Annotated in this window: 15 protein-coding genes and 10 pseudogenes; 18 read left to right on the forward strand and 7 right to left on the reverse strand. The window is 54.0% G+C overall.

Going from position 1 to position 26192, the window contains the following annotated elements:
• Positions 1-233: 233 nt before the first annotated feature.
• On the forward strand, positions 234-599 hold the full coding sequence (locus tag ACMZI0_RS14095; protein WP_415673398.1) for a hypothetical protein: 366 nt from the start codon (positions 234-236) through the stop codon (positions 597-599).
• A gap of 29 nt (positions 600-628) precedes the next feature.
• On the opposite strand, the gene dauA is transcribed toward ACMZI0_RS14095, so the two are convergent.
• The 3 genes and pseudogenes from dauA to ACMZI0_RS14110 form a co-directional block, all read right to left on the reverse strand.
• The gene (dauA, locus tag ACMZI0_RS14100; RefSeq protein ID WP_415673399.1) at positions 629-2329 is read right to left on the reverse strand and encodes a C4-dicarboxylic acid transporter DauA; all 1701 of its coding nucleotides are present in this window, start codon (positions 2327-2329) and stop codon (positions 629-631) included.
• Positions 2330-2481: 152 nt separating this feature from the next.
• Positions 2482-3535: pseudogene (chaA, locus tag ACMZI0_RS14105) on the reverse strand (sodium-potassium/proton antiporter ChaA).
• Between the two features lie 300 nt (positions 3536-3835).
• A pseudogene (locus tag ACMZI0_RS14110) lies at positions 3836-4676 on the reverse strand (siderophore-interacting protein).
• A gap of 307 nt (positions 4677-4983) precedes the next feature.
• Between ACMZI0_RS14110 and ACMZI0_RS14115 the strand changes: the two are divergent.
• Complete coding sequence (locus tag ACMZI0_RS14115; RefSeq protein WP_415673450.1) at positions 4984-5682, forward strand: gamma-glutamylcyclotransferase; 699 nt, start codon at positions 4984-4986, stop codon at positions 5680-5682.
• 73 nt (positions 5683-5755) lie between these two features.
• Here ACMZI0_RS14115 and ACMZI0_RS14120 read toward each other — a convergent pair.
• Positions 5756-6018, reverse strand: a pseudogene (locus ACMZI0_RS14120) (DUF481 domain-containing protein); the annotation flags it as partial.
• 84 nt (positions 6019-6102) lie between these two features.
• Here ACMZI0_RS14120 and ACMZI0_RS14125 point away from each other — a divergent pair.
• From ACMZI0_RS14125 to ACMZI0_RS14135, 3 genes and pseudogenes are all read left to right on the forward strand, one after another.
• Positions 6103-6963, forward strand: a complete 861-nt coding sequence (locus ACMZI0_RS14125; protein WP_415673400.1) for an AraC family transcriptional regulator — start codon at positions 6103-6105, stop codon at positions 6961-6963.
• A gap of 208 nt (positions 6964-7171) precedes the next feature.
• Positions 7172-7821, forward strand: a pseudogene (locus ACMZI0_RS14130) (AzlC family ABC transporter permease).
• On the forward strand, positions 7818-8126 hold the full coding sequence (locus ACMZI0_RS14135) for an AzlD domain-containing protein (protein WP_415673401.1): 309 nt from the start codon (positions 7818-7820) through the stop codon (positions 8124-8126). The pseudogene ACMZI0_RS14130 and the gene ACMZI0_RS14135 overlap by 4 nt, the downstream one beginning before the upstream one ends.
• Before the next feature lie 99 nt (positions 8127-8225).
• On the opposite strand, the gene ACMZI0_RS14140 is transcribed toward ACMZI0_RS14135, so the two are convergent.
• Both ACMZI0_RS14140 and ACMZI0_RS14145 read right to left on the reverse strand, forming a co-directional pair.
• A complete protein-coding gene (locus tag ACMZI0_RS14140) occupies positions 8226-8621 on the reverse strand; it encodes an alpha/beta hydrolase family protein (RefSeq protein WP_415673402.1) in 396 nt (131 codons plus the stop codon).
• Positions 8618-8809: a hypothetical protein gene (locus tag ACMZI0_RS14145; protein WP_415673403.1), complete on the reverse strand. Its 192-nt coding sequence runs from the start codon at positions 8807-8809 to the stop codon at positions 8618-8620. The genes ACMZI0_RS14140 and ACMZI0_RS14145 overlap by 4 nt, the downstream gene beginning before the upstream one ends.
• 437 nt (positions 8810-9246) lie before the next feature.
• Between ACMZI0_RS14145 and ACMZI0_RS14150 the strand changes: the two genes are divergently transcribed.
• The 13 genes and pseudogenes from ACMZI0_RS14150 (at position 9247) to ACMZI0_RS14210 (ending at position 19332) form a co-directional block, all read left to right on the forward strand.
• Positions 9247-10269: a methionine ABC transporter ATP-binding protein gene (locus ACMZI0_RS14150; protein WP_415673404.1), complete on the forward strand. Its 1023-nt coding sequence runs from the start codon at positions 9247-9249 to the stop codon at positions 10267-10269.
• Positions 10262-10921: a methionine ABC transporter permease gene (locus ACMZI0_RS14155; RefSeq protein ID WP_415673405.1), complete on the forward strand. Its 660-nt coding sequence runs from the start codon at positions 10262-10264 to the stop codon at positions 10919-10921. The genes ACMZI0_RS14150 and ACMZI0_RS14155 overlap by 8 nt, the downstream gene beginning before the upstream one ends.
• Before the next feature lie 42 nt (positions 10922-10963).
• Complete coding sequence (menC, locus tag ACMZI0_RS14160) at positions 10964-12271, forward strand: o-succinylbenzoate synthase (RefSeq protein WP_415673406.1); 1308 nt, start codon at positions 10964-10966, stop codon at positions 12269-12271.
• A 118-nt stretch (positions 12272-12389) separates the two neighbouring features.
• A complete protein-coding gene (locus tag ACMZI0_RS14165) occupies positions 12390-12581 on the forward strand; it encodes a hypothetical protein (RefSeq protein WP_415673407.1) in 192 nt (63 codons plus the stop codon).
• Positions 12566-13096 carry a hypothetical protein gene (locus tag ACMZI0_RS14170; RefSeq protein WP_415673408.1) on the forward strand — a complete coding sequence of 177 codons (531 nt, stop codon included), beginning with the start codon at positions 12566-12568 and terminating at the stop codon, positions 13094-13096. The genes ACMZI0_RS14165 and ACMZI0_RS14170 overlap by 16 nt, the downstream gene beginning before the upstream one ends.
• Positions 13044-13814 carry a hypothetical protein gene (locus ACMZI0_RS14175; protein ID WP_415673409.1) on the forward strand — a complete coding sequence of 257 codons (771 nt, stop codon included), beginning with the start codon at positions 13044-13046 and terminating at the stop codon, positions 13812-13814. Before ACMZI0_RS14170 ends, ACMZI0_RS14175 begins: the two co-directional genes overlap by 53 nt.
• 7 nt (positions 13815-13821) lie before the next feature.
• Positions 13822-14124, forward strand: a pseudogene (locus ACMZI0_RS14180) (cytochrome P450); the annotation flags it as partial.
• A gap of 364 nt (positions 14125-14488) precedes the next feature.
• A complete protein-coding gene (locus tag ACMZI0_RS14185) occupies positions 14489-14995 on the forward strand; it encodes a hypothetical protein (protein ID WP_415673410.1) in 507 nt (168 codons plus the stop codon).
• Positions 14996-15012: 17 nt separating this feature from the next.
• Positions 15013-15363, forward strand: a complete 351-nt coding sequence (locus tag ACMZI0_RS14190) for a hypothetical protein (RefSeq protein ID WP_415673411.1) — start codon at positions 15013-15015, stop codon at positions 15361-15363.
• Positions 15364-15711: 348 nt separating this feature from the next.
• A pseudogene (locus ACMZI0_RS14195) lies at positions 15712-16400 on the forward strand (substrate-binding domain-containing protein); the annotation flags it as partial.
• Positions 16391-17422 (forward strand): annotated as a pseudogene (locus ACMZI0_RS14200) (sugar ABC transporter ATP-binding protein); the annotation flags it as partial. The pseudogenes ACMZI0_RS14195 and ACMZI0_RS14200, both read left to right, overlap by 10 nt.
• Positions 17415-18386: pseudogene (locus ACMZI0_RS14205) on the forward strand (ABC transporter permease). The pseudogenes ACMZI0_RS14200 and ACMZI0_RS14205, both read left to right, overlap by 8 nt.
• Positions 18383-19332 (forward strand): annotated as a pseudogene (locus ACMZI0_RS14210) (ABC transporter permease). The pseudogenes ACMZI0_RS14205 and ACMZI0_RS14210 overlap by 4 nt, the downstream one beginning before the upstream one ends.
• On the opposite strand, the pseudogene ACMZI0_RS14215 reads toward ACMZI0_RS14210, so the two are convergent.
• Positions 19324-26120 (reverse strand): annotated as a pseudogene (locus ACMZI0_RS14215) (GH36-type glycosyl hydrolase domain-containing protein); the annotation flags it as partial. The pseudogenes ACMZI0_RS14210 and ACMZI0_RS14215 sit on opposite strands and share 9 nt — an antisense overlap.
• Positions 26121-26192: the final 72 nt, after the last annotated feature.

Raw genomic sequence — 26192 nt, forward strand, 5'->3', positions numbered from 1 at the left:
AGGGTATAACGCGCAGATAGCGGATTTCATTGCAATATCGTGAACTTGATAACGTGCTCGCGCTGTCAAAAAACGCACGCTCGTGACAATATAGAAAGGTAATCCGTGAGCCTGGTAAAACAGGGCAGATGTATTATCGACGCTTGATGAAAGGTGATTGACGTACAAGTAACGCGATGAACCTACTGGCGAACAGGAGAGAAGGACATGGGCAATAACGTTCCGATGAGACGTTGAGTATTGATTACGCTGAGTATTTGGCAGCGCTGTGTAATAAACGCTGGCGTTTTATTGATGCCATGTATGGCGTGTTGCCTATTATAGGCATGGTGACAAAATCTGCCTCGGCGCGTCAGGTCGCACCGCAAGAGCAAATGAAAATGCTGGCAATGCAGGTACTTTCCACGCAGGTCAACGATGAAACCAACCTGACGCGGCTTATCGCGTTGGCGCAGCAGCAAAAACTGACGGCGCTAAATATTGTGCTGCCGTATCCACTGACCCCGCCACAGTTGGTGACAATCCGGGAAGCCTGCGCGGCTTCGGCGACGGTGACGCAGCGCAATGAGTGCCTGAGCGTCCAGATTACACCGGTCTAGGCCGCAGAGCGGCCCTGTGACCGGGCAGATTAATTAATAGAATGTGTTGCTTCCAGTGCCTGAGCCAGGGTTGGATAAAACGTGCGACGTCCCGCGATGGGATGTACATTGGCTCGCGCCAGCGTTTTCAGCGGCTGGAACGGGATATCGGTGACCAATAGCTGCTTGTCAGCAGGTAGCGCATCGCTGAAGCGCAAGAAGGCATTCAGACCGCCTGCATCCAGAATCGGCACCGCATCCCATTGCAAAATGATGGCCTGGTAGTTCTCACTACGCTGCAAGATATCGTTGAAGATGCGCTCCGCCGCCGCGAAAAACAGCGGACCGTTAACCCGCAGTACCAACCGTTCAGGCGATGAGGTTTCAGGCAATTCGCTCAGCCGGGTCATTTGGGCAATGCGGCGCATAAACAGCAGTGATGCCAAAACAATCCCCACCGTAATCGCAATTACCATATCGAACAGTACCGTCAGCGACATGCAAAGCATCATGACAATGATGTCGTCTTTGGGGCCATGACGCAGCAAATCCACCACTTTATGGGCTTCACTCATGTTCCAGGCAACGATCAGCAACAAGGCCGCCATGGCTGCCAGCGGCAGATAAGAGAGCCAGGGAGCCAGTACCAAAAGCGCCAGTAGCACTAAAAGCGCATGCACTACAGCCGAGACAGGCGAGGTTGCTCCGGCGCGCACGTTGGCTGCGGAGCGCGCGATTGCCGCAGTCGCCGTGATGCCGCCGAAGAACGGGGCCACCAGATTGCCAAAACCTTGTCCCATCAATTCTGCGTTGGAGTTGTGCTTTTTGCCGGTCATGCCATCTAACACTACGGCGCACAGCAGTGATTCGATAGCACCGAGCATTGCCATGGAAAACGCTGCAGGGAGCAGGGCGGAAATGCTTGCCCAGTTGAGCGTCATGCTAGGTTCACCGGGAGCTGAGACATTCCAGGGCAGCACCCACTGCGGCAGAATGGGCGGAATGCCCTGTCCCTGCGTGCCATCAGCTAACATATAGCTAAAGCGAGAACCGATGGTGGCGACATCGTGCCCCATCAGAGACATAATGCCCATAACAGCAACGCCCGCCAGCAATGCGGGCAAATGCCCTGGCAGACGGATACCCAATTTGGGCCACAGAATCAGCGCTGCCAGCGTAGTCAGGCCGATCAGCGTGTCTGCCAGCGTCACCGTTGGCAACGCTTGTGCCAGCGCTATTACCTTCTCGATATAGTGTTCCGGTACGGTGGTCAGGTGCAGACCGAACAGATCTTTAATCTGCATGGTGGCAATGGTGATGCCGATACCGGAGGTAAAGCCAAGGGTGACCGAAAGCGGAATATATTCGATCAGGCGACCGAAGCGACAGACGCCCATCAAGACCAGGAACACACCGGAGAGCAGCGTAGCCACCAATAAACCAGAGAGGCCAAATTGTTGCGAAACCGGATAAAGAATAACCACGAAGGCCGCCGTTGGGCCGGAGACGCTATAGCGCGACCCGCCGGTTACGGCGATGACAATCCCGGCAATGGCGGAGGTGTAAAGCCCGTACTGTGGCGGAACACCACTAGCAATCGCCAACGCCATTGCCAATGGAATGGCGATAATCCCTACGGTGATGCCCGCGATAATGTCGTGAACCAAACGTTGTGAGGTATATTTTTCGCGCCAACAGGCGGCGATCAGCGCACTAAAGGGCGTAACCCCGCTAACTCCATGCGTTTTCATCTTATGTCAGACCAAAAAAGGACAAAAAAATGGCGGGCTGGGAGCCCGTCGTCGATAAGTGAAGTGTAGGATACGCCTGTTAAGTGGGAAGTGTTAAGACTTACATCAAAATGGGGGCAGCCCTGAAGCAAAATTAGGGCTTTCCCGTAGGATCACAGCATGATTGTCATCAAATAGGCAGCAAACAGTGCTAAATGTGCGCTGCCATTTAATACGTTGGTTCTGCCCGTTGAGAACGAAATATGACACAGCATCAGTACCGAGACCATAACAACGATGTTCGGTGTCTCCAGGCCGAAGTTCAGCGTGTTGCCCGTCAGGCTGGCAATGATCGTCACCGCCGGAACGGTCAGTGAAATGGTGGCCAGTACCGAACCGAAAAACAGATTCATCGCCCGCTGCACCTGATTGCGCAGAACCGCTTTGATAGCGCCTAACCCTTCGTGTCAGCAGGACATTTAACGGCGCGGAGTCCATTTTGGTAATACTGATCACCGCCACCAGATGAACCAGCAGCCAGGCCGTGTGCCACAGGGAACTGTGCGCAGAGGGTTTGCCGTGGTGTGGGTCGCCATCGTCACTTTCATGTTCATGTTCATGTTCATGTTCATAGACGAACAGGCTATGGTGTGTGCGCGTTTGAATCAACAGAAATACGCCGTACATGGCGGCGGAAATGAGCGCGATAATCAGCGCCTGGCCAGTGGTGAAATTACCGCCCGGCAGTGAGCTGGGAAATACCAGCACAATGATGGCCAGCGGGAAAATAGCCATCAGATACTGTTTGATACCGATCAGATTGACGTGCTGGGTGGCAAATTTTCGACCACCTAACAACAGAGCGAACCCGACCAGACCGCCGCTGACAATCATGATAATGGAGTAGAGTGTGTCACGCATCAGGTCAGGGCCGGCATCGCCGGTAGCCATCAGCGCAGAGATCAGTCTCACTTCCAGAATAACCACGGAGAGGCTGAGGATCAGAGAGCCATAGGGTTCACCCAGTCGGTGGGCCAGCACATCGGCATGGCGTACTACGCTAAAGGCGCTGGCGAGGATACCCACCAAAGCAATAAAGTTGATGCCAAGGATGGCAATCAGGTGTTGTGCATCGCTCCATTGCAACAAGACAAACAGCGCGATAATCGGGAAGATCAGAGAATATTCGTGGTGACGCGTTTTGATCACCTCAGTTTGAGACTTCATGGCAGGCGGCTCCTTATCAAAAGTATTGAGTCTTACTAGCAGTGCTGCACGCCTTATTGTTCTCTCCACATGAGATACGCAGATGGAAGCCGCGATTCATATGCAAGGGTGTGACGTTGCGGAAAAAGTTGCTCACAGGTAGTTATAGCCTAAAAAACAAAAAGCAGATTAACAGAATACGCGCAGCAGGCGGGATATTTTAAGTAATTTTACATTCTTGGTGATAAAAAAAGGTCAAGCGGGGAGGATTTGGCACTTTTCTCCCCACTGTATTGATGTAACCAGTGAATTTTTGATGAATCAGTCATCAGGGTTATCCATAACATCGTGACGTTTTTGGTGATAATCTTCTTCGTTTAACCCTTCACGCCAGTACGGCACAGCATAAAGCTGACTTCTTTCAACATTGAGTTCACGTCTCAGGTAACGAGGTAGTTGCACCACAATACGGTCTTCACCGGCCAGCCAGAAAAATGCGTGGCTGGCATCAACATCACGCGTCACGGCATGAAACTGTTGCAGCAGCATATCCGTGCTTATCCGTGCTGGCGGTAGAGCCGACAATCCAGTGCACGCTGAAACCCGCGGGGGCGATCAGGATCAGACGATCGGCCTCGCTGTCGATGCGGATAACGGCGTGGCCCGTGGCGTCCGGCGGCAGTGTGCTGAGCAGCGCAGCGATGGCGGGCAATGAAGACGGATCGCCTGCCAGAAAGTAGGCGCTAGCCGCAGGCAGCATCGGGTGTGGGCCACCCGGTTGGGTGATACCTACACTGTCACCGGGCTGTGCGTTACGTGCAAAGGTTACAGCGGGTCCGCCATGTTCATGCAGGGCAAACACGACATCCACTTCGCCCAATTCAGGCCGGAAAGCGTAGATGGTATAGGTGCGCACAAATGGGCGCACTTCCCCCTCTAGCCACTGTGGTCCGCGCTCACCCAATGTCGGTAATACCGGCGCACGCTGGCCGGGGCGGGCTAAAAACAGTTTGATATGTGCCGCATGCCGCCCGACTGCCGGATAGTCGGGCAACGTGTCGCTGTGAAAGGTGATGCAACGCAAATGCGGTGAGAGATCGGTAATGCGTTTGACGTGAATTAGCCGGGGTTGGGCGGGGCGTAAACCTGTCGGATGAGCCATTAAATTTCTCTATCATTCAGCCGATATCATTATTGATTTGATGGACAACATCATAGCATGTTGATGATAGTGATTATCATTTTAGTGACAGGCAAAGAGCACGCCTGGCTGAAACGCCTCATTCAACATTTTTTCTTACGGTTTCAGCGTTACATTAACCCTTTGTGATTAAGATCAAGCTTGATTGCCACACAAAGAATGGCATATTCTGAAACCAGTTGCAGGAATTTTAAGCAGTTACGCTGCTTTTGCCTGGAACGGAGTGGTGACTATTGTACGGCCATTGGGTTTCTGGGGTTTTAAAGTATTGTTAACACGCGAGTTTTTACAAAAGGCTGATTGTGGTACGTCTTTTGGTTGTATCGAAGAAAACTTGTTGCTCACGCCGCAGCAGCGAGCGGACTCCCTGAACCAGACGCTATCGCGTCGTCCTGACAGCCCGGTGTGGGTCTTTGGTTATGGCTCATTGATGTGGAATCCGGTATTTAATCCGGAGGAAGTTCGTTTGGCCACGCTTCCCGGCTGGCAGCGCGCATTTTGCCTGTGCCTGACGGCAGGGCGCGGTACAGCAACACAACCCGGGCGTATGCTGGCGTTAACGCCCGGTGGCGAGACCGCCGGCATGGCGTTTCGCTTACCGGAAGCCTCCCTGCGCGAAGATCTGGAGCTGCTCTGGAAACGCGAAATGATCACCGGATGCTACCGGCCGGAATGGTGTGAATTGCACTGCCAAAACGGCGACACACTCACGGCGTTGGTGTTTGTGTCGCAAGAGAAACATCCGTTGATTGAAGCCGATACCTACATACATCGCGTCGCGCCCCTGATCGCAAAAGCCAGCGGTCCGCTGGGAACCAACGCGCAGTATCTGTTTGCGTTGGAAGAGGCACTAAAAAATCACGGCATGGCAGATGAGTGCTTAACGGCGCTGGCGCAGCGCGTGCGGGAACTTCAAGAACAGGCGAAACAGGCACATCCAGAACAGGGTGACTGGTGGGGTATCTAACCTCACCAATCAACACATCATCAATCGCGTAGCCATTGGCTGTACAGTTCCGGCCAATGGCAAACGGAAAGGGCTACCAGTCCACGCCAAGACCCAGCGTATACATGGTATCGTCCACATCACCCTGGTTGCTTTCGATGCGGGTACGCACTACGCGCATGCTTAATGAAGACCAATCGGTCAGCTTGAAGCGCAAGCCGCCTTCGGCTTTCAGGTAGATAGGTGCAGTACCTCCAGGGACCGTCCTACTTCACCGTTGGTGAAGGCTTCAATCGTTTTACTGTACAGATATCGGTTGTAGGCCCATTTCAGACCGGCAGAGTAAAAGTTATCTTCTTTGCCTTCCGCTTCATTTTAATGCCGGGTGACAATGGTGTGAATATCCGGATACTGCTTACAGAGGGTGTATCAGGGGGCAATATGAGCAAAGCAACGCCACGTGAACAGGCGCAGTACCATCGGTTGGAAGCCTTCGGCGGCTTGGAAATGTTGCAGGCGCGCTATTACCGCCAGCGTTTTTCTCGTCATGTGCATGATACCTTTTGCATTGGGGTCATTGAAGAAGGTGCTCAACGTTTTTACCGCTCCGGAGGCGAGCATGTTGCGCCGCAGGGCGACATTATTCTGGTCAATGCGGATGACGTGCATACCGGTTGCTCGGCCAGAGAAAACGGCTGGGCCTATCGAGCCATCTATCCGCACCCGGATTTGTTTCGGTCTATATCGCACGATCTCCATCAGGCGGAAGGCACTGTCCCGTGGTTTCCTGACGCGGTACTGCACGATCCGGGGCTGGCGCAGCAGTTGCAGATGGCGTTTCGACTCCTGGCGCAGCCAGGTAACACGCTGTTAAAAGAAACGCTGCTGTTCTCTTCGCTGAGTTGGTTAACGCTGCGCTACAGCAAAACGCGGCGAGCACCGCGCACGCTGCCTTTTTCCGAGCAGCACGTGTTACAAACCAAAATGCTGTTGGATGATACGCCCGAACAAGAGTGGTCGTTGACTGCGCTGGCGACGATGGCGGAACTGAGCCCATGGCACTATTTACGCCAATTTAAAGCGCTGGTGGGCATTCCGCCGCACGCCTATCAGGTGCAAGCGCGCTTACGCAAAGCGAAGGCGCTGATGCTGCAAGGGTATACGCTCGCCACCGTGTCCTCGCAGTGTGGTTTTTCCGATCAGAGCCACTTTACGCGCCATTTTAAAAATGCCTTTGGCACCACGCCCGGCAGTTTTATACAAAGCATCGTGTGGAACCCAACGGTGCCAGAGGCGCTGTGACTTGAGTTAACCGAAATAAAACTGCCGTACTTGGCAGCAATCTTGTTCAATACGGTATCTCTTCTGCTTGGCTAGCCTGAATGACCGCAATTTATCTCACAGGTCTCAGGACGCTATGGAAAAGCAGGCTTCACCACAATCGGGTTACGCTTCAAATGCACACCCAATCGGTTCACCACTGCGCGATATTCGTGCGGGTATTCTGGATATGTTCCCGTTCTGTCTGGCGGTGCTGCCCTGGGGAATATTGGCAGGCTCAATGGTCGTGCAGGCGGGGCTGCCGCTCTGGCAATGTGTTGGTTTGTCGGCATTTGTGTTTGCCGGTGCCGCACAGTTGGTTACGCTGGGGTTGGTGATGAGTGGTGCCAATGTCGTGACCATCCTGATCACGGTCTTTTTCATTACCACTCAACATATTATCTACTCGCTGACCTTACGTGATTATGTTTCTCGATTAGCACTGCGCTTTCGTCCCCCCATCGGCTTTTTGCTGACTGATGAACTGTTCGCGCTGAGCGGTGGTAAGTCGGTACAGTCACCGCGTTCTGTCAGCTATTTGATCGCCGCCGGCGGTTTTTTTATGTCTGCTGGGTGATATTTAGTCTGGCCGGGATAGCAATGGCGACACGAATACCGGATTTAGACAGCTACCATCTGGATTTCTCGATTATTGCCACCTTTATTACCATTGTTGTGCCGATGGTGCGCACCATCAGTACGTTGCTGGGTGTGGTGTTGTCGCTGTCACTCTCGATGGTGCTGGCCTATTACCATGTGGAAGGCGCGGTGGTGATCGCCGGGCTTAGCGGTATGTTCTTTTCGGCATTGCTGTCACGGCGCGAGGAGGAGGGGCTATGAGTGGTACGTTGTTGTTTGCGCTGGCGGGCATTGTGTTTCTCAATCGCTATCTTTTTCTTGAGCCGCGTTTGCCTATTCGCCTCCCCGGACTGATACAGCAGGCTCTGAAATATTCGGCACCCTGTTTACTGACGGCAATTTGCGGCCCGATCATCCTATTGGATCACGGCATTATGCGGTCGTTCGATGATAATCCCTACTTGTGGGGCGCACTGTTCAGTGTGATCATCGCTTTCTTCGTGCGTAATATGCTGCTGGCGGTGATTCTGAGTTTGATCTTTTTTGCGCTGTTACTTTCGCTCTAGTCGTCGAGCTTGAGGTTGGGGTTATGCATAAAGCTCAGTACAAGGGCGTACTGAGCGTCTTTTCAGCGAATAACATGTCGCTGCGGACTCGTGGTGCTATTAAATCACCAGCCTGGCGTGTGCATTAAGCCAATGGATAAACCGAGCAGTCGACAGACTATCAGGATCGCAAAAATCCATGTGTTCACCGTCCGCTATTTTTATCAGTTCAACAGGTGTGCCTTTTTGCTGAGCTTGCCGCGCATATTCGTCTATTTCGACAACAGGCAGTACCTCATCATTCTCGCCGTGAAAAATAACCTGCTTACCCTGAGCGGGTAGCAGGGCGATCGGCGACGTGCAGCCCAGGAACGCTTCGATAAATTCCTGACGCCGTACATCGTGGTAGCTCTGCAATAAATCAACTACGGGGGCCAGACCGATGAACGCGTCTTGGATAACGTTCAATGCATTTTCACCCAAGCCGGTTTTATCATTGCCTAGCCACAGGCTCAAATGGCCGCCCGCAGAATGGCCGGCAATATATAATGGGCGCAGATTAGATTAAGGTAGGGATATTTATCGCTCAAAGGGGCTAATACATTGATCGCATCAACAAAAATCTCCGGATATCCTTTCTGGATATAACCCACTCGCCGATATTCGATATTCCAGACAGAAAAGTTATTTTCAACCAGCTTCACGGCCACCGCATCAAGTTAGCTTTTATCGTAGGGCATTTTCCAGAAACCACCGTGAAACAAGCAGACGGTCCCCTTGCTTTTCCGGATAGGGATGTATAAATCCCCTGTCTGGTGCGGGTCTGTGCCATATTTTTCTATAAAAACTTGATATTCCAAGCTGCTGTGCCCACCATGATTTCTTCAATCCTCTCTTCTAAAAATGAGAAAGCTGGTTTGCTTTTTTATTCATTGACGCAACGCTCATTTCTCACTACTTTAACACAACGATATAATAATGTTTATATTTTTGTTTTATATGTGTTATTTATTTTTATGTTCCCCTCGTGACATAAATAAGTAGCCAAACAAACAGGCACCGCACAGCCGGATTCTGCCGGTGGGATGATATTCCTGCAACATATCCATTATCCGCATCCACGAGAGGAGTTAACCCGGTCATGATTCGGTTAGAAGGCGTGTGCGTTGACTTTCCCGGTGGTAAAACCGGGCAGGTCAGGGCCGTCAATGATGTTAATTTAATCATCCGCCCCGGCGAGGTGTTCGGTATTATCGGCACCAGCGGTGCAGGGAAAAGCACGCTGCTGCGCACCATCAATATGCTGCAACGCCCTACCAAGGGAAGTGTTCGCATTGGTGATACGGTCATCAGCCAGGCATCGGGACATGAATTGCGTCAGCATCGTCAGCATATTGGTATGATTTTACAGCACTTTAACCTGATGCACACCTGTACGGTGTTTGAAAACGTGGCCTTCAGCCTGCGCGCTGCCGGGAAATCTCGCGCCGATATCGCGCAACGGGTGCTGGAAATTCTGGCGCTGGTGGGACTGTCCGATCGCGGCAATGCCTATCCGGCACAGTTAAGCGGCGGTCAGAAACAGCGTGTGGGGATCGTTCGCGCCATTGCCAATCATCCCGATGTGCTACTGTGCGATGAACCTACCTCAGCGCTCGATCTGGAAACCTCGGCTTCCATTCTGGCGCTGTTGAAAAATATTAATCGCCAACTGGGCATTACCATGGTGCTCATCTCGCACGAAATGAACGTTATCAAAAGCATCTGCCACCGCATGGCAGTGATGACCGGCGGCAATATCGTGGAAGATGGCGACGTGTTTGATGTGTTCTCCGCACCACAACACCCCTTTACCCGGCAACTGGTGTATCACGCCGACAAGATAGACTTACCAGAGCGCTTTTTCCGTTCTGACAAAGGGCCATTGTTGAAGATCCTGTTTGCCGATGATTCTGTGGAACAACCGGTGTTATCCGATGTTGCACAGCGCTTTCAGGTATCCGTCAACATCCTGCACGGTAATATTGAATACATCAATGAACGTGCGCTTGGGCATATCATTGCCCAGATTTCGCATCAAGATGGCGCACGGGCGGAAAACGTCAGCGCCGCGCTTGCCTACATCGGCCAGCATACCTTTGGCGTGGAGGTGATCCATGAATGAATTACTCGGTGAGTTGAGCGTTGCGTTTGGTGAAACCCTCACCATGGTATCGATTTCCACGCTCGGCGCTGTGCTATTAGGGCTGCCGCTCGGTATCGCCATCTATGTGACCGATCGCCATCTTTTTTGGCAAAACTGCGTGGTGTATCTGCTCTCCACCGTGTTGGTGAATATTATTCGTTCGGTGCCGTTCGTGATTCTGCTGGTGTTGCTGTTGCCGCTCGCGCAGTGGCTGCTGGGTAGCACCATTGGCCCGATGGTGGCGGCTGTGCCGATGTCTGTCGCGGCCATCGCTTTTTATGCCAGGCTGGTGGATTCTGCGCTGCGTGAGGTTGATCCCGGCATTGTGGAAGCGGCAGAGGCGTTTGGTGCCAGTCCGATGCGAATCATTGCCACCGTATTGTTGCCGGAAGCGCTGGCGGGGCTGCTGCGCGGATTAACCATCACGCTGGTCAGCCTGATCGGCTATTCTGCCATGGCCGGTATTGTCGGTGGTAGTGGCGTAGGGGATTTGGCAATCCGGTTTGGCTATTACCGTTACGAAACCGAAGTAATGGTGATCACCGTGATCGCGCTGGTGGTGTTGGTACAACTGGTGCAAACCGCCGGGGACTGGGTATCTCGCTGGGCCAACAAGCGTGAAAAACGCTGAGGCTAGAAACATCGGTTTCGAAAAATACAGGGTTAAAGACGCATGAGAATTGACAAGATTGTACCGCGCAAAATGAAAATGGCGCTCAAGACGCCGTTTACTACCAGTTTTGCCACCCAAACGGAAAAGCACTTCACCATTGCAGAAGTCCACTCAGGGGGCGTTATTGGCTACGGCGATTGCTCCGCGATATCTTTGCCCTTCTACAACGAAGAAACCAACGTTACCGCCTGGCATATCATGCGGGATTTTCTTATCCCGATGGTCAAGCAAGCCGGAGAGATTTCCCATCCCGCTGAGGTGCGTGAAATCTTTATGCCGGTGAAGCGCAACAACTGTGCTAAAGCGGCCATTGAAGGCGGTATCTGGGATGCTTTTGCCAAACAGCAGGGTATTCCGCTACATCAGGCTATTGGCGGGACGCGCGATCGGGTGGAAGCGGGCGTCAGCATCGGTATTCAGTCTACCCAGCAAAAACTGGTAGAAGTGGTGGCGGGTTATCTGGACGAGGGTTACCGCCGCATCAAGATCAAAATCAAACCGGGCAAAGATATCGATTACATCGAGGCGCTGCGCAGTACCTTTGGCGATATTACGCTGATGGCCGATGCCAACTCCGCCTATACGCTGGATGATATCGATTTCTTCAAACGTCTCGATCGCTTCAACTTGCTGATGATTGAACAACCGCTGGCGCACGACGATATTGTCGATCACCGTAATAACGCGGGAACGTTCAGTGCGCAACGGTTAATTGCATTGCAGGGCGGCGCGCTGAATAACAGCGGTACGTTGAGCGCGGGTGAAAGAATGACGCTAACACTCGATCGCTCGTTGACCAATCGCGGCATGGTGCAGTCTGGACAGGATTTGCGTGTGCAAGCAGGCCATATCGATAACCTGGGCACGGTGAGTGCGGCAGATCTACACCTCAAGGCGGATGCACTGCGAAATCAAGCCAATGTGCAGGCCACCCACGATGCAGAAATCGTGGTGACCGATGCGCTGACGCAAACGCGTGATGGCACTCTGTTCGCGGGAGACCGACTGACGCTTGATGCGTCGGCGGAGGACACGCAGGGCGACATTCAGGCGCAACAGTTCGCGATGAAAGCACAGCGCTGGTTACAGCAAGGCAGCGTCAGTATTCACGGCGACGGCGATATTCAGGTTGCGGATTGGAACAACCAAGGGCAAATGGTGCTGGGCGGCAACGGCGTGCTTTCTGGAACGTCGTTCAACAACAGCGGCAGTTGGCAATCAGCAACGCTCGCCTGGCAAGGCGGCGCCCTTGTCAATCAGGGACGGATTCAGTCACTGGGCGCGCTCGGTATCACGCGTGAGCAATAGCGGTTCGATTGTCGCAGCCGATGCGCTCGATCTTTTCGCCCCGGTGCTGACGAATAACGGCTAACTGCAAGGGTTAGCGTTAACCGAAGCAGGAACGTCGCTCACCAATCTGGGGCAAATGGCGGGGGCCAACCGCCTGACCATCACCCTGAACGGCGATCTGGATAATCAGGGCGTGCTGATGGGCACCGATGCCCTGACGCTAACTGTTGATAATCAGCTAAGCAACGCCGGTGAATTGCTCAGCCAAGGGACTATTGCGGCAAGCGCATGGCAACTCAGCAATGAGGGGCAATGGCAAGGGAAGTAATGGCGGCGACGCTGCGCAATGCGGGCACACTGTTGGGTACCGATACGCTCACGCTGAGTGTCACCGACGCGCTGGATAACCTCGACACCGGCAAACCGCAATCGCGCGGTAACGCCGTGTTCAATACGGCACGGATGACAAATCTGGGTGAGTGGCAGGCAGAAAATATCGCGCTGACGGCAGACTCGCTGACCAATGACGGTGTGATTCAGAGTTCGGGCGCACTGACGCTCATGCTGGACAGCGCGACAGCCGCGGGTGCATTGCATAATGCCGGAACGCTAAGCGTAGGGGGGGATACCACCCTGCGCGCTGTGGTGCTGGACAATCAGGGCGCGATTACCAGCCGGGGCGCGGCGCTTCTGGATGCGCTCTCGTTGCAAAATGATGGTAGTGTCACCGCCAGCGAAAACCTTACGCTGCGTGGCAACTATCAGGGCAGCGGCGCGCTCAGCAGCGCAGTTGGCACTTCAGGGCGATCGGCTAAACCTTCTGCCGCTGGCCAAAGACATTGATACATTCTCCTCACAAAGCGGCGGCGAGCGCACCGGTGGCGGAACGATGATTGAGGATCTTCCCTGTGCCGCGGGGCCGGGTTCCGTCATCAACATGATGGACGACCCGCGCCATAAAGCCTTGCGTCGCCTGATGGCTCCGGGGATCACCCGTGGGCGCATCGCCGCTTTGGAGCCCATTCTTACCGTGGCGGCGCGCCAGGCTGTAGTGAGCGCGTTGGCCAAAGGGGAAGGGGATTTTGTGTCTGATATCGTTGCCGAATTGTCGCTGTTTGCCATTGCGCATCTGGTGGGTATTCCCCCCGAAGACAGACACCCGATCTACGGTTGGATCAACGCGGTGCTCGATTATGCCGATCGCCAATTGGGACAGAGCAGCGTCAGCAGTCAAGAAGGCATGCAGCAGTTTATTGCTTACGCCCAGCGTTTTGTGGAGCAACGCCGCCACGCGCCGGGCGATGATATTGTTTCACTGGCGATCGCCGGAGAACTTTCTGCCGATCTGGGACGATTAACCCCAACCGAGCAGGTGATGGTCTTTAGCGTTGTGATGGTGGCCGGTTTAGAAACGACGCGCAACGCCATCGCTGGTGGAATACTGGCTTTCATTCAGTATCCGGAACAGTGGCAACTGCTGCAACGCGAACCCGCGCGCATGAACCGGGCGCTGGACATCGCCTACGCCTTACAATCGCCGCACCGCGACGCGCGATGTTGAAGTTGGCGGCAAACTGATCAGAGCGAGCGAGAAGGTGACGCTGTGGTGGGCATCGGCCAACCGCGATGAGCGACAGTTTGATAACCCCTTTACCTTTGATATTTGCCGGGAAAAAAACGCGCATCTGGCGTTCGGCAGTGGGGGACACGGCTGTTTGGGCGCACAATTGGCGACGTTGGAAATGCGGGTGATCTTTCGTGAATTGCTAAACCACATCGACACCTTTGCCTTAACCGGTCCTGTGGAGTGGGTGCGCACCAATAAACACACGGGCATTCGGCGTATGCCGTTGCGCTACCGCGGATTATAGCGGATTACGTTTATAGCTTGCCGATATTGTTAATAAAGATTTTTGAGGAAAGTAATGGCTTTTTTTGAATGAAACCTATAGAAAACAGGAGTAAAAGTACCCATTAATTCAAAGCAAAAAGTAAAATGACATGTCTACATCAGTATCAATCCGAGAATCACCCGAGTTTATTCAGTCATCCAGGGATTGTGATCAAAAATGGAACGCTAATACGCTCGATAAACTTATTTCTGCGGCTATCGAAGACACACCCCTGTATCATGACTGCGGCGGTGGCATTACCGTAAAAGAACATTTTGATAGCGTTTATCATCAGGCAAAAAATAATTGCTGTGAAAGCCTTGAACTATTACAAAATCTTGCCATGGGAAAAAGCGAAGTATCAACGCTTGCGCAGGATCATTTGTGTCGTATTGTGTGTCAGGATGATGGGGTTGACGCTGAGGTGGCTGAAAAGGCGCGTGCCCAATGCCAGTCGTTAATTACTGATTACCCACAGTGGGTTAACAATACTTTTTTACAGGACCGGTTTAAGCTGCTGTTTATCGCGGGTACCCATCTTAAAGATGAGGGGCCGTACATGGACAACATTCCGGTTCAGGTGAAAGAAAAAATCATGCAGATTGATACTCTGCCGGTAAAACCGAAATGGTTTATCCCGCAGCAAGGGGGATTTGATGCGCTGAACTACGCCACATTTCGGGAAAACGACAGCCAATTGCGGTATTCATTGCGCGAAGACGGTGCCTGCCAATTTCGGGCTGCGCTCATGCTGCATGATAAAAATGAAATCTGGCTGGATGTTGATAAATCCGTTATTTTACAGGAAATAAAAATAATGGTTGGGAACCAAAAATACAAACAGCGATAAAAGATGCGGTGGTTAAAATGGGCGAGATTTATGGTTATTCCCCTATCGCTGATGGAAAAAGTGTTGGTGCGATCATCTACAACAACACTATCGCTAACGGTGATTTTACCCTGCATTCACCGCAGGCGATAAGAGATGCGTTGCCAGAATCATTAAGAAAAATAAATCACGGAGATGATGGCAATGAATATTTATCTGACATGTCTCTTGAACAGTGGGAAAACTTTTCTAACATTATTTCTGAAAATTTGATTCATCAATTGGGTATCAATGTGCGCGACAACACATTGCCCTATGCTGAGTGCAATATCGAACAGGCACATTATAGTGTGATCGTTGCCATAAATGAGCGCTTTCCCCGCCTCTAGTTTCTACTATGCTGTAAAGGACAAAACGCGACTGTTTTGTGAATTAAGCTATAAAATTATTCCGATACTTATTATTTCAATGCTAACAATGCGAGCTGCATCACATTCTGACGAGATGGGGTGTTTATCCATAAAAATAGCAGAAAACTGCATTTCTCGTCGTCCGCCCCAAGATTACCCTTTCTTGTATTTTTACTGAAAAATCAATCTAGTTAGACAAAAAACGTAAGCTGAAAAAATAACTCTCCATCGGCAGATGACGCGGCGGCGTTGTGCGGAACGGAGCGTCACAGGCAGGTCACAGTGATGCCGTTTCATGGCAAATGGTGAGTAACGAGGCTGAAAATGATGAAAAAACGTCTTCTCTGTGGCGTAGTGTCCTCTCTACTGTTGGGCATGTCGCTTGTCGCAACACCGGTTTATGCAGAACAAAAAACTGTCGTCAATATCGCAAAAGTGGATGGTATGCCTTGGTTCAACCGCATGGGCGAAGGCGTCGTGCAGGCGGGTAAAGATTTCAACGTCAATGCCACGCAGGTGGGACCTGCCAGTACCGATGCGCCGCAGCAGGTCAAGATCATCGAGGATCTGATTGCCCATAAAGTGAATGCCATCACCATCGTGCCAAATGAAGCTAACGTGCTGGAGCCAGTGTTCAAGAAAGCGCGTGACGGTGGCATCGTGGTGTTAACCAACGAATCTCCGGGGCAGCCCAGTGCCAACTGGGATGTTGAAATCATTGATAACCAGAAGTTTGCCGCCGAATACGTGGAGCATATGGCGAAACATATGGGGGGAAAGGGGGCTACGTCATCTACGTGGGTAGCCTGACAGTGCCGCAGCATAACCTGTGGGCTGATTTGCTGGTGAAATACCAGAAAGAGCATTATCCCGACATGTTTGAAGTCACCAAGCGCATGCCGGTGGCGGAGAGTGTGGATGATTCTCGCCGTACTACACTGGATTTGATGCGCGCCTACCCGGACATGAAAGCGGTAGTCTCGTTCGGCTCTAACGGCCCGATCGGTGCCGGGCGCTGGCGCAGGATGCAAAGCTGATCATCATGGATGAACCCACCGCGTCCCTGACGCATCAGGAGGTTGAGGGGTTGCTGCATGTGGTGCGCCAACTGCGTGAGCGCGGTATTTGCGTGGTGTTCGTCAGCCACCGGCTGGAAGAAGTCTTGGCGGTATCCGATCGCATCACTGTGTTGAAAGACGGCAATCTGGTGGGAACCTACCCAGCCAACGAAATGAGCACGCGCCAGCTCGGCATGCTGATGACCGGGCAAGCTTTTGACTATCAGATCCGCGACCCCTGGCAGGGCGATGCGGCGCGCAAGGTGCTGGAAGTTCGGCAACTCAGCCGTGCGGGCGAATATCATCACATCTCGTTTTCTCTCGGTGCGGGGGAAATTGTTTCCATCGTCGGGTTGTTGGGAGCGGGTCGTACTGAACTGTGCCTGAGCCTGTTTGGTATGACGCACCCTGACAGCGGAGAGATCCTGATTGAGGGGCAGCCGGTGCATTTGCGCAGTAACCGCGATGCCTTACGCTATGGCATTGGTTATGTGTCGGAAGACCGCATGTCGCGCGGGCTGGTGATGGCGCAGTCCATTGAGGACAACATTATCAGCACCATTTTTGATAAGGTGCGCAACGCCTGCGGGTTGATCCGCAAAAGGCAGGTGCAGGAGGTGGTGAGCCGTTTGATTGCCGCACTCAGTATCAAAGCGCCCGATCCTCGCCTGCCGGTGAGCACGTTGTCGGGTGGCAACGCTCAGCGCATTTCCATCGCCAAATGGCTGGCGATAAATCCCCGCGTACTGATTCTGGACAGTCCCACCGTCGGGGTTGATATCGCGAATAAAGCCGGCATTTATCACATCATTGGTGAGCTGGCGGCGCAAGGCATCGCCATTCTGATGATTTGTGACGAACAGGATGAAGCCTGGTATCAAAGCCACCGTATTTTAGTGATGAAGCAGGGTGAAATTCATCATGCGTTCACCCCGGGTACCAGTAACCCCACGGAGATCGCCGGAGTTGTTAATGGCTAATTTAAAAAATTATCGTCATGAAATCTGGCTGGCGTTGCTGATTCTGGTGCTGTTTATCGGGCTTGCCTGGCGCAGCGATGAATTTCTGACGCTGGGGAATTTGTACGATCTGGTCAACAACTACGCCATGTTGACCATCCTGGCCTGTGGGCTGTTTATGGTGCTGATCTCGGGCGGGATTGATATTTCTTTTCCGGCCATGGCGATCATCGCACAGTATGTGATGGTGCTGCGCGATATCGGCGGCAACTTTGTGCTGGCCTATCTGATCGCCGGTGGTGTGGGCATCCTGTTGGGCAGTGTTAATGCCATTCTGGTTAATCGGCTGCGTGTGCCTTCCATCATCATTACCATATCCACGCTGAACATTTTTTACGGCCTGCTGCTGTGGTTTAGCAAAGGGGTATGGCTGGTACGACTTCCCCGCGTGGTTTGAGTCAGGGTTTATGCTGTTTAAATACACCGATGCAGAGGGCTATGACTATGGGCTTGGGTTGCCCATGCTTACCATGCTTGCGGTACTGGCGTTGACGGCGTTTATCATGAATTTCACTACCGTTGGGCGCAAGATTTACGCCCTGGGGGGAAATCGGGAATCGGCCAGCCGCCTGGGTTTTAGCGTGCTGCTGTTGCAGTGGTTTGTCTACGGCTAATTATGGGGCTGTTGTCGGGTGTAGCGGGCGTCGTGCAATCCTGGACGGTGCGCACCGTGGCACCGGATTCGCTGTTGGGTTACGAACTGACGGTGCTGGCGGCGGTGGTGTTGGGCGGCACCAGTCGGGTCGGCGGGCGTGGTACGTTTGTCGGCACCGTGCTGGGGGTTATCCTGCTGGCGGTGTTGCAAAATGGGCTGAATTTGCTCGGGGTGTCTTCTTACTGGCAGACCCTGATCACTGGCATCATTATCGTGGTGAGCATCAGCGCCACGGCGTGGAGTCAGCACCAAAATCGGAGTCTGCTATGAAGATATCGCTGCGGGATAACGTAGAAACCTACCTGATTGGCCTGTTGGTGCTGACTGTCATTGGATTTAGCCTCACCATGCCGGAGGTGTTTTGGTCGGTCAATAATTTTCAGTCGATCGCCTCGCAGATGCCGGTTTTAGGCATATTAACCTTGGCAATGGCCGTCACTATGCTGTGCGGTGGGATCAATCTGTCGATCATTTCGACGGCGAATGCCTGCTCGCTGGTGATGGCCTGGGTCGCCGTCAGCTATCAGCCGTCTCTCTTGACCGTATTGGCTACGCTGCTTGCGGGGGGAGTGGCGGCGGTGCTGATTGGGTTATGTAACGGCGTTCTGATTGCGGGCATTCGCGTGTCTCCGATTCTGGCGACGCTCGGCATGATGACGTTGCTTAAGGGGATCAACATCTTGATTACCGGCGGCAGCGCTATCGCTAACTATCCCGAATGGGTGCTGTGGCTAAAGCGCAGTGGTTTGGTGTGCCGCTACCGATGTGGCTGTTTGTTGAGGTTGCGGCTGGGCTATGGTTGGTGCTGGAGCGCAGCACCCTGGGCAGAGCGATTTATCTTATCGGTGCCAATGAGCGTGCCACCTGGTATTCCGGCATCAACACGCGCCGGGTGTTGCTGTGGGTGTACGTGATCTCTGCGCTGTTATGTGCTGTCGCCGCGTTTTTGATGATGTCGAAGCTTAACTCAGCCAAAGCGTCTCACGGGGAATCCTATCTGCTGACGGCTATTTTGGCCGTAGTGCTTGGCGGCGTTAATTCCGATGGTGGCAGCGGAAAAATTATTGGCATGGTGCTGGCGCTGATCCTGCTGCAACCCATTGAAAGCGGGTTCAATATTATGGGCGTCAGCCCATATCTCACCATGGCGCTGTGGGGCGCGCTGCTGCTGTGCTTTATCGGCGCGAAAGGGCAATTGGGGCTCAACAAGGCGTAACCTTTTTCCCGGTAGCGGCTTGCCATCCAACAGGAGACGGTATTGGTCGCTGCCGTTTTTAAGGTAATGTCATAGCGGCTGCTACCGTGCTGATAGCGGAGGCTGGCTGATGGCCAATCGTGTGGCAGTGAGGTCGAAATGGTGAGCGTATCGCCTTGGCGTGAAATGCCCAGCAGTGTTTCAACGATCAGGCGATAGGCCCAGCCCGCCGAGCCGGTATACCAGCTCCAGCCACCGTGTCCGGTGTGGGGCTCGACGCTATAGATGTCCGCCGTCATCACATAAGGCTTGACTTTATAGCGCGCCGTTGCCTCCAGCGTCAGGCTACGATTGATCGGGTTGATCAGCGACCAGAGTTCCCAGGCACGTTCCCGATTCCCGCTGTGCGCAAACGCCATAATCGCCCAAATCGCACCGTGAGTATACTGCCCGCCGTTTTCTCGCGCGCCGGGCACATATCCTTGAATATATCCCGGGTTCGGCCCATTACCGTTGAACGGTGGCGTAAGCAGTCTGATGAATCCTGCTTGCTGATTGACTAGATGTGTATCCAACGCCTGCATAGCTTGTGCACAACGTTCCGGGCCGCCAGCACTGGACAGCACCGACCAGCTTTGGGCGATGGCATCAATCTGACACTCCGCGGACAGGTGCGATCCCATTGGTTCCCCGCTGTCAAAATAGCCGCGACGATACCAGGCACCGTCCCAGGCGTGGGTTTCAATATTTTGCTGTAATTGCGTTGCATGTTCGCGGCATCGCGTGGCAAGGTCATGGGCGTCGCTCGGCCAGCGAGGCGAAACGCTGCAAAATATCGTAAAAGAAGAAGGCCAACCAGACGCTTTCCCCTTCGCCTTCGAGTCCCACCAGATTCATGCCATCGTTCCAGTCTCCGGTGCCCATCAGCGGCAAACCGTGACGACCCACGGTAAGCCCGTGCTCGATGGCCCGAACGCTGTGTTGCCACAGCGTTTCGATTTGCGCGCTGACCACGGGCTGCTCATAGACCGATTCTTCACCGGGAAGGAGTTGTCGCCCTTCAAGATAGGGCACCGGGTGTTCCAGCACGGAGAGATCGCCAGTGGTGTCCACATAGTGGCATAAGGCCAGAGGCAACCAGAGATAATCATCCGAGCAGCGGGTGCGCACACCATTTCCCAATGGCGGGTGCCACCAGTGCTGGACATCCCTGGCGCGATGCACACAGCAGCAGCTGATCGCGCAATCGCTCGGGCGCGGCGTGGCTGAGTGCTAGCGTATCCTGGAGCTGATCGCGAAAGCCAAATGCACCGCCTGATTGGTAATAGCCGCTACGCGCCATGATGCGACATGCCAGCGTCTGATAGAGCAGCCAGCCGTTGGCCAACAGATTGACGGCGTCGTCAGGCGTGTTGATGACGACCTTATCGAGCATCTGGTGCCAGTAGCGGTGTACCTCAGCCAACTCACGCTGAGCGGCATCCTCATTCAGGTAGCGTGCGAGCAGGGCTTCTGCATCCTGTGCATTTTTGCCTATCCCGAGTGCGAACACCAGGGTGCGCCGATCGCCATCAATCAGCATCACCGTTGACTGCACGACGGCACAGGGATCGAACCCGGCACCGGTTTTCTCTGACAGAGTGCAATGCCTCATGGCGGCGGGGCGATAGCGTGATCCATTGCGTCCGAGGAATTCACGCCGATCGGCAGTAAAAGAGCAATGTGCACCGCTGACGGCGAAGAACGCTGTCTGCTCAGCGCCGTTGCTGCCGTAATAGTTGTTGGCCAGAATCCCGCATCCTTTAGTGAGAGTCACAGGGCGCGTCACTACGTGCAGCGCGCTGGAAAGGCGAGACACGCCGAGTACCCATTCAACATAGCCTGTTGCAGAAATTTTGCGCGTGCGACCCGAACGATTATGCAGGGTGAGAATGGCAAGTTTCAGCGGTGCTTCCAGCGCGACCGGCACGGTCAATTCGCTGTCGATATCGGTTTCTCGGTGGGCAAACACGCTATAGCCAAAACCGTGGCGTGACAAATAAGCACCCTGGCCGCGTAAGGGGAGCGTGGTCGGTGACCACACGGCGCCGCTCTCTTCATCGCGTAAATAGAACGATTCCCCGGAACGATCGCTGACCGAGTCATTTTCCCACGGCGTTAATCGGTATTCGTGGGCATTCTCGTACCAGGTATAAGCCTGTCCCGCTTCTGAAATCACAGTGCCGAAATGCGCGTTAGCCAGCACGTTCGACCAGGGGGCAGGGGTTGTTTCCCCATCGTTGAGAACAATGTGATATTCCCGCCCATCCGCTGAGAATCCGCCGCGACCATTGAAAAATTGCAGGTTGCGCGCTATCCGGTGCCGTGCGCATATCCAGTGTGGCTCGCGCGGTAAGCGAGCCGGGCAGTTTTTGCTTTAACTGTGCCTGTAAGTCACCTGCACGATCGTCGAGCAAAACGTGCGCCACACTCATCAACAGCAGGCGGTCTTCAGCCGAGAGTTGTTCGCTGTTGCGCACAAAAATCCCCCCGGTTTATCGATTTGATTGCCTTCGGCACAGGCGGTAATCAGGTTGATAATGTGATGATGCAGCTCTTGCTGATAACCGCCCTGACGCGTATTAAGGATAACCATATCCGCCATCAGGCCTTTTAGCCGCCAGTAATGGTGTGCCTGAATAAGTGAAGTAATCAGCGAGGTGCTTTCGTCGCTGGTGACGGTCAGTAACACGATCGGCAGGTCGCCTGAAATTCCCCATCCCCACAGACCGGATTGCCCACGGCGATTACGCGTGATGACATGGCCTTCCGCGCGTAATTCTGCCACCGGGAATAGCACGGCATCGGCACTGTTGCTGAGCGGGCCGCTTTGCCGAAGCGCTGTGGCATTCGCGGAAATGTGCCCACCCCCCAGGAAAGCGGCTCTGTCGGTTTCGAATGACACGGTACTTTCCGCCTGACCGCGCACTACCGCCATATGGAACAGCCAGGGACCACGTTCGTCAGGGGATCGAGGACGCCGATGGCACAAAATGGCATCCTTATCGCAATCGCAGAGCAGTTCGGTTTGCACAAACAGCTTACTGAACGCCGGATGGGCCAGATCGCTTGCCATTGGTGCCAGGCACCACCTCGGAATACGTGGTCAGCGCGAGGGGGTGCGGCTGGCGGCCGCGATGCAGCAGGGTAGTTCTATATCATCTTCCGGTGAAACGACGATGTGCGTTTTTACGCGCAGGCTGTCCAGTTTGCGGGTGAACTCAGCACCCGCATCGATCGTAGTGTCTGGCAGCATCGCCGTCGGTTTGCCATGCCGTATTCCACACTTCTCCCGTTTGCTGATCGCTGAGGTAGCAATAACTTTCCCAGTTATCGCAGGTGGTGTCGCTGCGCCAGCGGGTGAGGGCGATGTCTCGCCATCGGCTATAGCCGCCGCCCGCCTGGGTGATCATCAGGTGATAGTCATTGTTGGAAAGCAACTGAACTTTAGGGAACGGCGTGTCGGCGTCATGAAAGCGACGTGGCTGGTACTACCATCGTAGGAATCAAAGTGCCGACGTGGGCTGTAAAGTTCAATGGCCTCGGGGAAGCGTTCTTGCAGCAATAAGCGTGCGGATTGAAATGCGGCGCTGGACATAAAGCGATCTACCATAGGCGCACCTAACAGCACCTAGGAGAGCGCCTGTAATACCTGAGCGCTATCAAAAACCGGCTGATGGCGCAGTGAACGCATGGCTGCATGCAGCGTGAGGAGGTGCCCGGCCATATTACCGCTGTCGACGCTAGAGATATAGCGCGGCGCCAGGGTACGGGTATCGTACCAGTTATACAAATGGCCGCGATAATGCTCCAGTTTGTCCAGCGTACCCAGTGTGGATGCGAAGCGTGCCAGAACCTCACTCAGAGGAAGATAACCAAAATCCCAGGCGGTCAGTGTCGCCATCAGCGACAGGCCGATATTGGTTGGCTATGTCCTGTGAGCAATAACCGCGCGCGGTGTTTCCTGATAATTGTCCGGCGGTAGCCAGTTATCTTGTTCTGAGACAAAGGTTTCGAAAAAAGCCCAAATTTCGCGGCTGTTTTGCCGCAGTCGTCGCTGTTGCTTGGCACTCAGCGTTGTGCGAGCGCGTTGTGGCTCGCGACTCATCCAGCTTAGCAGTACGCCAGGCACCAGAGTGCGCCGAGCGGCAGAGCCACGAGCAACAACATGGGCGTGAGCTGTGCGCTAAGCAGCGGGAGTGCCAGCCCAATCACCACGTTGAGCCACATCGCGCGGTAAAAACGCCACGGGGTCGTGTCGCGTTGGGCGTTGCATTACGCAAAACTGGCCCATTGATTGAGGTTACGTCGGCTGACACCCAGGCGCCACAGGGTGGTGATAATGGCATGCAGCGAATAACCGGCGCGGTGCGGCAAGGTGAGGATCTCTACGCCAAGGCGCATCAACCGTTTGTACGCGCCGGTAACCACCAGACGGATATGCTGGTCTAAAGGTCGCCGCCGAGGCTTGCTGATAATGTCCTGGAATGTGGAGAGCAGCGTGGGTAGCAGCAGCGTCAGGGCCAATGCTGACAGCCAGTATGATGTGTTCGGCACCGCCAGCATGGTACAGAGTAACAAGGTCAAAAAGGCTGGCGGCACCAGGCTGCGGCGCAGATTATCGAACAGCTTCCAGCGCGTGCGGCGTGCGACATCAGTCAGATAATGGTTCGGATATTGTTCATACAGCAGAACGTCTCTCACCAGACCGGAGCGGGCATAACACCCCTCGAGCAGATCGTGGCTGAGCACCAAATCTTCCGGACACACCTGCCGCACAGCTGAACAGTGCGGCATAGCGGCCTTGTCCGTAACGCGGGATCTCCTCTGCCAATCCCGGTTGCAAAATGCCATAGCCCTCAATCACGCGCTGACTGGCGGGATCGTACTTGGGATGATTGAGCGGGTGAGCCAGCGTGGCAATCAGTTTATGGGCCGTGTCGCGCGGCAGCACGGTATCGCAATCAAGCGTGATGACATATTTAATCGGGTCTGTCGGGCCGGTTGCGTTGCCAACAATGTAGGCGAACTGCCCCTCCGGTTGACGCAACCAGCAATTCAATAATGCCAGTTTTCCGCGCTTCCTCTCATAGCCCATCCATACGCCCTGTTTGGGGTTCCACTGGGGGGCGCGATGCAACAGGTAGAAAATCGGCTCGGCATCGTTGGCATAGCGGCGGTTGAGCTCGTGCGTTTGCGCGTCCGCCCATGCCAATAGATCGCTGTGCTCCTGCGAACCGGGGGTCGTGCTATCAACAAAATCGCTCAGCAGGGCAAAATAGAGATGTGCGCTGGTGTTCGCCAGATAACATACTTCCAGTCGTTTCAGCAGGTTACTGATACTCTCGCGGCTGGTCAACAGGCAAGGGATCACCACCATGGTACTGAATGCAGCGGGCACACCGCCGGAAAAATCCATACGTGGCAACGGTGTCGGCGTGCAGCAGCGGGTGGTTGCCTCGCTCAGCAGAAAATTGGCTAACTGGCTGGCAACCAACATCAGCGGGATTGCCAGCAACCACAGCGTCCAACCCATGCCCTGTTCGTGGGTTTTGAGCAGCAGATGGGCAGTGAACGCCGTCGTGAGCAAACTCAGACTGCCCAGCCAGGAAAGCAGGGGGATTTGATTAAAACTGCCTCGTAGTCGCGCCATCCATGAGATATCGGTTGCCAGTTGTTGTTCCAGCGTTGATCTTCCGTCCCCAATCAAATAATAACCGATGTGGTGGGCGAGCGTGGTGGCATCGGCGGTACCTGCAAGGGCAACCACTTGCTGAGCAACCTCTCCTTCACTATAGCGGCTGTGGCGAGCCAGCATTTCTATCACATGACGATACTGATCCCGGGTATCAAAATGCATCTCGGGATAAACCCCGGCAGGATCGCGTCGAAGTGTCTGTTCAACCAGACTCATTGCCTCGGTGAAATCGGCCCAGTGAGTTTCACTCAGGAGCCGCAACCCGTTGATGCTGTTACTGAGGGAAAGCTGCTGGGCTGCGAGTTGCTGATTAAAGCGCTGGGTCAGCGCATCCGCGGTGGTGCCGTTATCCGCTAACTGCTGCTCTATCCAGGTCAGCGGCAGCATCAGCAGGTTGCCGCGCCCCTGTAAGCGGCGCACTAACTCGGCGACGAATGCGCAGCTTAATGGCGGACGGGCACGGGCCAAATCGGCGACCGCCATGATCAATTCCGACGGGCGCTGTTCGGCGCAGGCGACAAGTTTGCTCACCCACACTTCGGCTAGATGACGCTCTTGCTGAGTATTCGCCACCTCAATACTGACGCGGCGTAAATTCTCTATCAGCGCCAGACGTAGCATGCTGGGCAGTGCCCACAGTTCTCCCAGTGTGGGGGGCGTCACTTCTTGATAAGCAACGATGAAATGGGCAAGGCTGTCGCTATCCCAACGCCCGTCACCGTGGGCGATGATTTCGGTGGCAATATCGTAAATACGTGGGCGATGGTGGGGAGGGATCAAAACCGGAAGCCCCTTGCCAAAATCCTTAGGCAGATGGTGTCTTACCAGGCGGATCTGCTCTTCAATCAGGTAATAGTTATCCAGCAACCATTCTCCAGCGGGGGGGGATGCTTGCCTTATCAGCAGTACTGAGTATCGAGCAGTGACGGGTAATCACAGCCTCATTTTCTGTCAGACGACGAGTCAAATGATAAGGCATTGATGTTGCAGAGAGTTGATGTGACTGCGCCAGCGTTTTTCCGTACTGCGCCATTTGTGCGCTGGAGAAAAGTGCCGCTTTGAGGGTGTCTTCATGGGCGTTTGGCGCCGGAGGCCACGCTTGTGCCTGCTGCCGTTGTTTTTTTAGGGTGGAAAACTACTGCGT

The organism is Symbiopectobacterium sp. (genome assembly GCF_047692315.1).
Lineage (GTDB): Bacteria > Pseudomonadota > Gammaproteobacteria > Enterobacterales > Enterobacteriaceae > Symbiopectobacterium.

What these genes read in the sequence shown, in the direction of transcription:
- dauA (WP_415673399.1), bottom strand. Translation starts at nt 2,329, where the DNA reads ATGAAAACGCATGGAGTTAGCGGGGTTACGCCCTTTAGTGCGCTGATC.
- ACMZI0_RS14125 (WP_415673400.1), top strand. Translation starts at nt 6,103, where the DNA reads ATGAGCAAAGCAACGCCACGTGAACAGGCGCAGTACCATCGGTTGGAA.
- ACMZI0_RS14135 (WP_415673401.1), top strand. Translation starts at nt 7,818, where the DNA reads ATGAGTGGTACGTTGTTGTTTGCGCTGGCGGGCATTGTGTTTCTCAAT.
- ACMZI0_RS14150 (WP_415673404.1), top strand. Translation starts at nt 9,247, where the DNA reads ATGATTCGGTTAGAAGGCGTGTGCGTTGACTTTCCCGGTGGTAAAACC.
- ACMZI0_RS14155 (WP_415673405.1), top strand. Translation starts at nt 10,262, where the DNA reads ATGAATGAATTACTCGGTGAGTTGAGCGTTGCGTTTGGTGAAACCCTC.
- menC (WP_415673406.1), top strand. Translation starts at nt 10,964, where the DNA reads ATGAGAATTGACAAGATTGTACCGCGCAAAATGAAAATGGCGCTCAAG.
- ACMZI0_RS14165 (WP_415673407.1), top strand. Translation starts at nt 12,390, where the DNA reads ATGGCGGGGGCCAACCGCCTGACCATCACCCTGAACGGCGATCTGGAT.
- ACMZI0_RS14170 (WP_415673408.1), top strand. Translation starts at nt 12,566, where the DNA reads ATGGCAAGGGAAGTAATGGCGGCGACGCTGCGCAATGCGGGCACACTG.
- ACMZI0_RS14185 (WP_415673410.1), top strand. Translation starts at nt 14,489, where the DNA reads ATGGGAAAAAGCGAAGTATCAACGCTTGCGCAGGATCATTTGTGTCGT.
- ACMZI0_RS14190 (WP_415673411.1), top strand. Translation starts at nt 15,013, where the DNA reads ATGGGCGAGATTTATGGTTATTCCCCTATCGCTGATGGAAAAAGTGTT.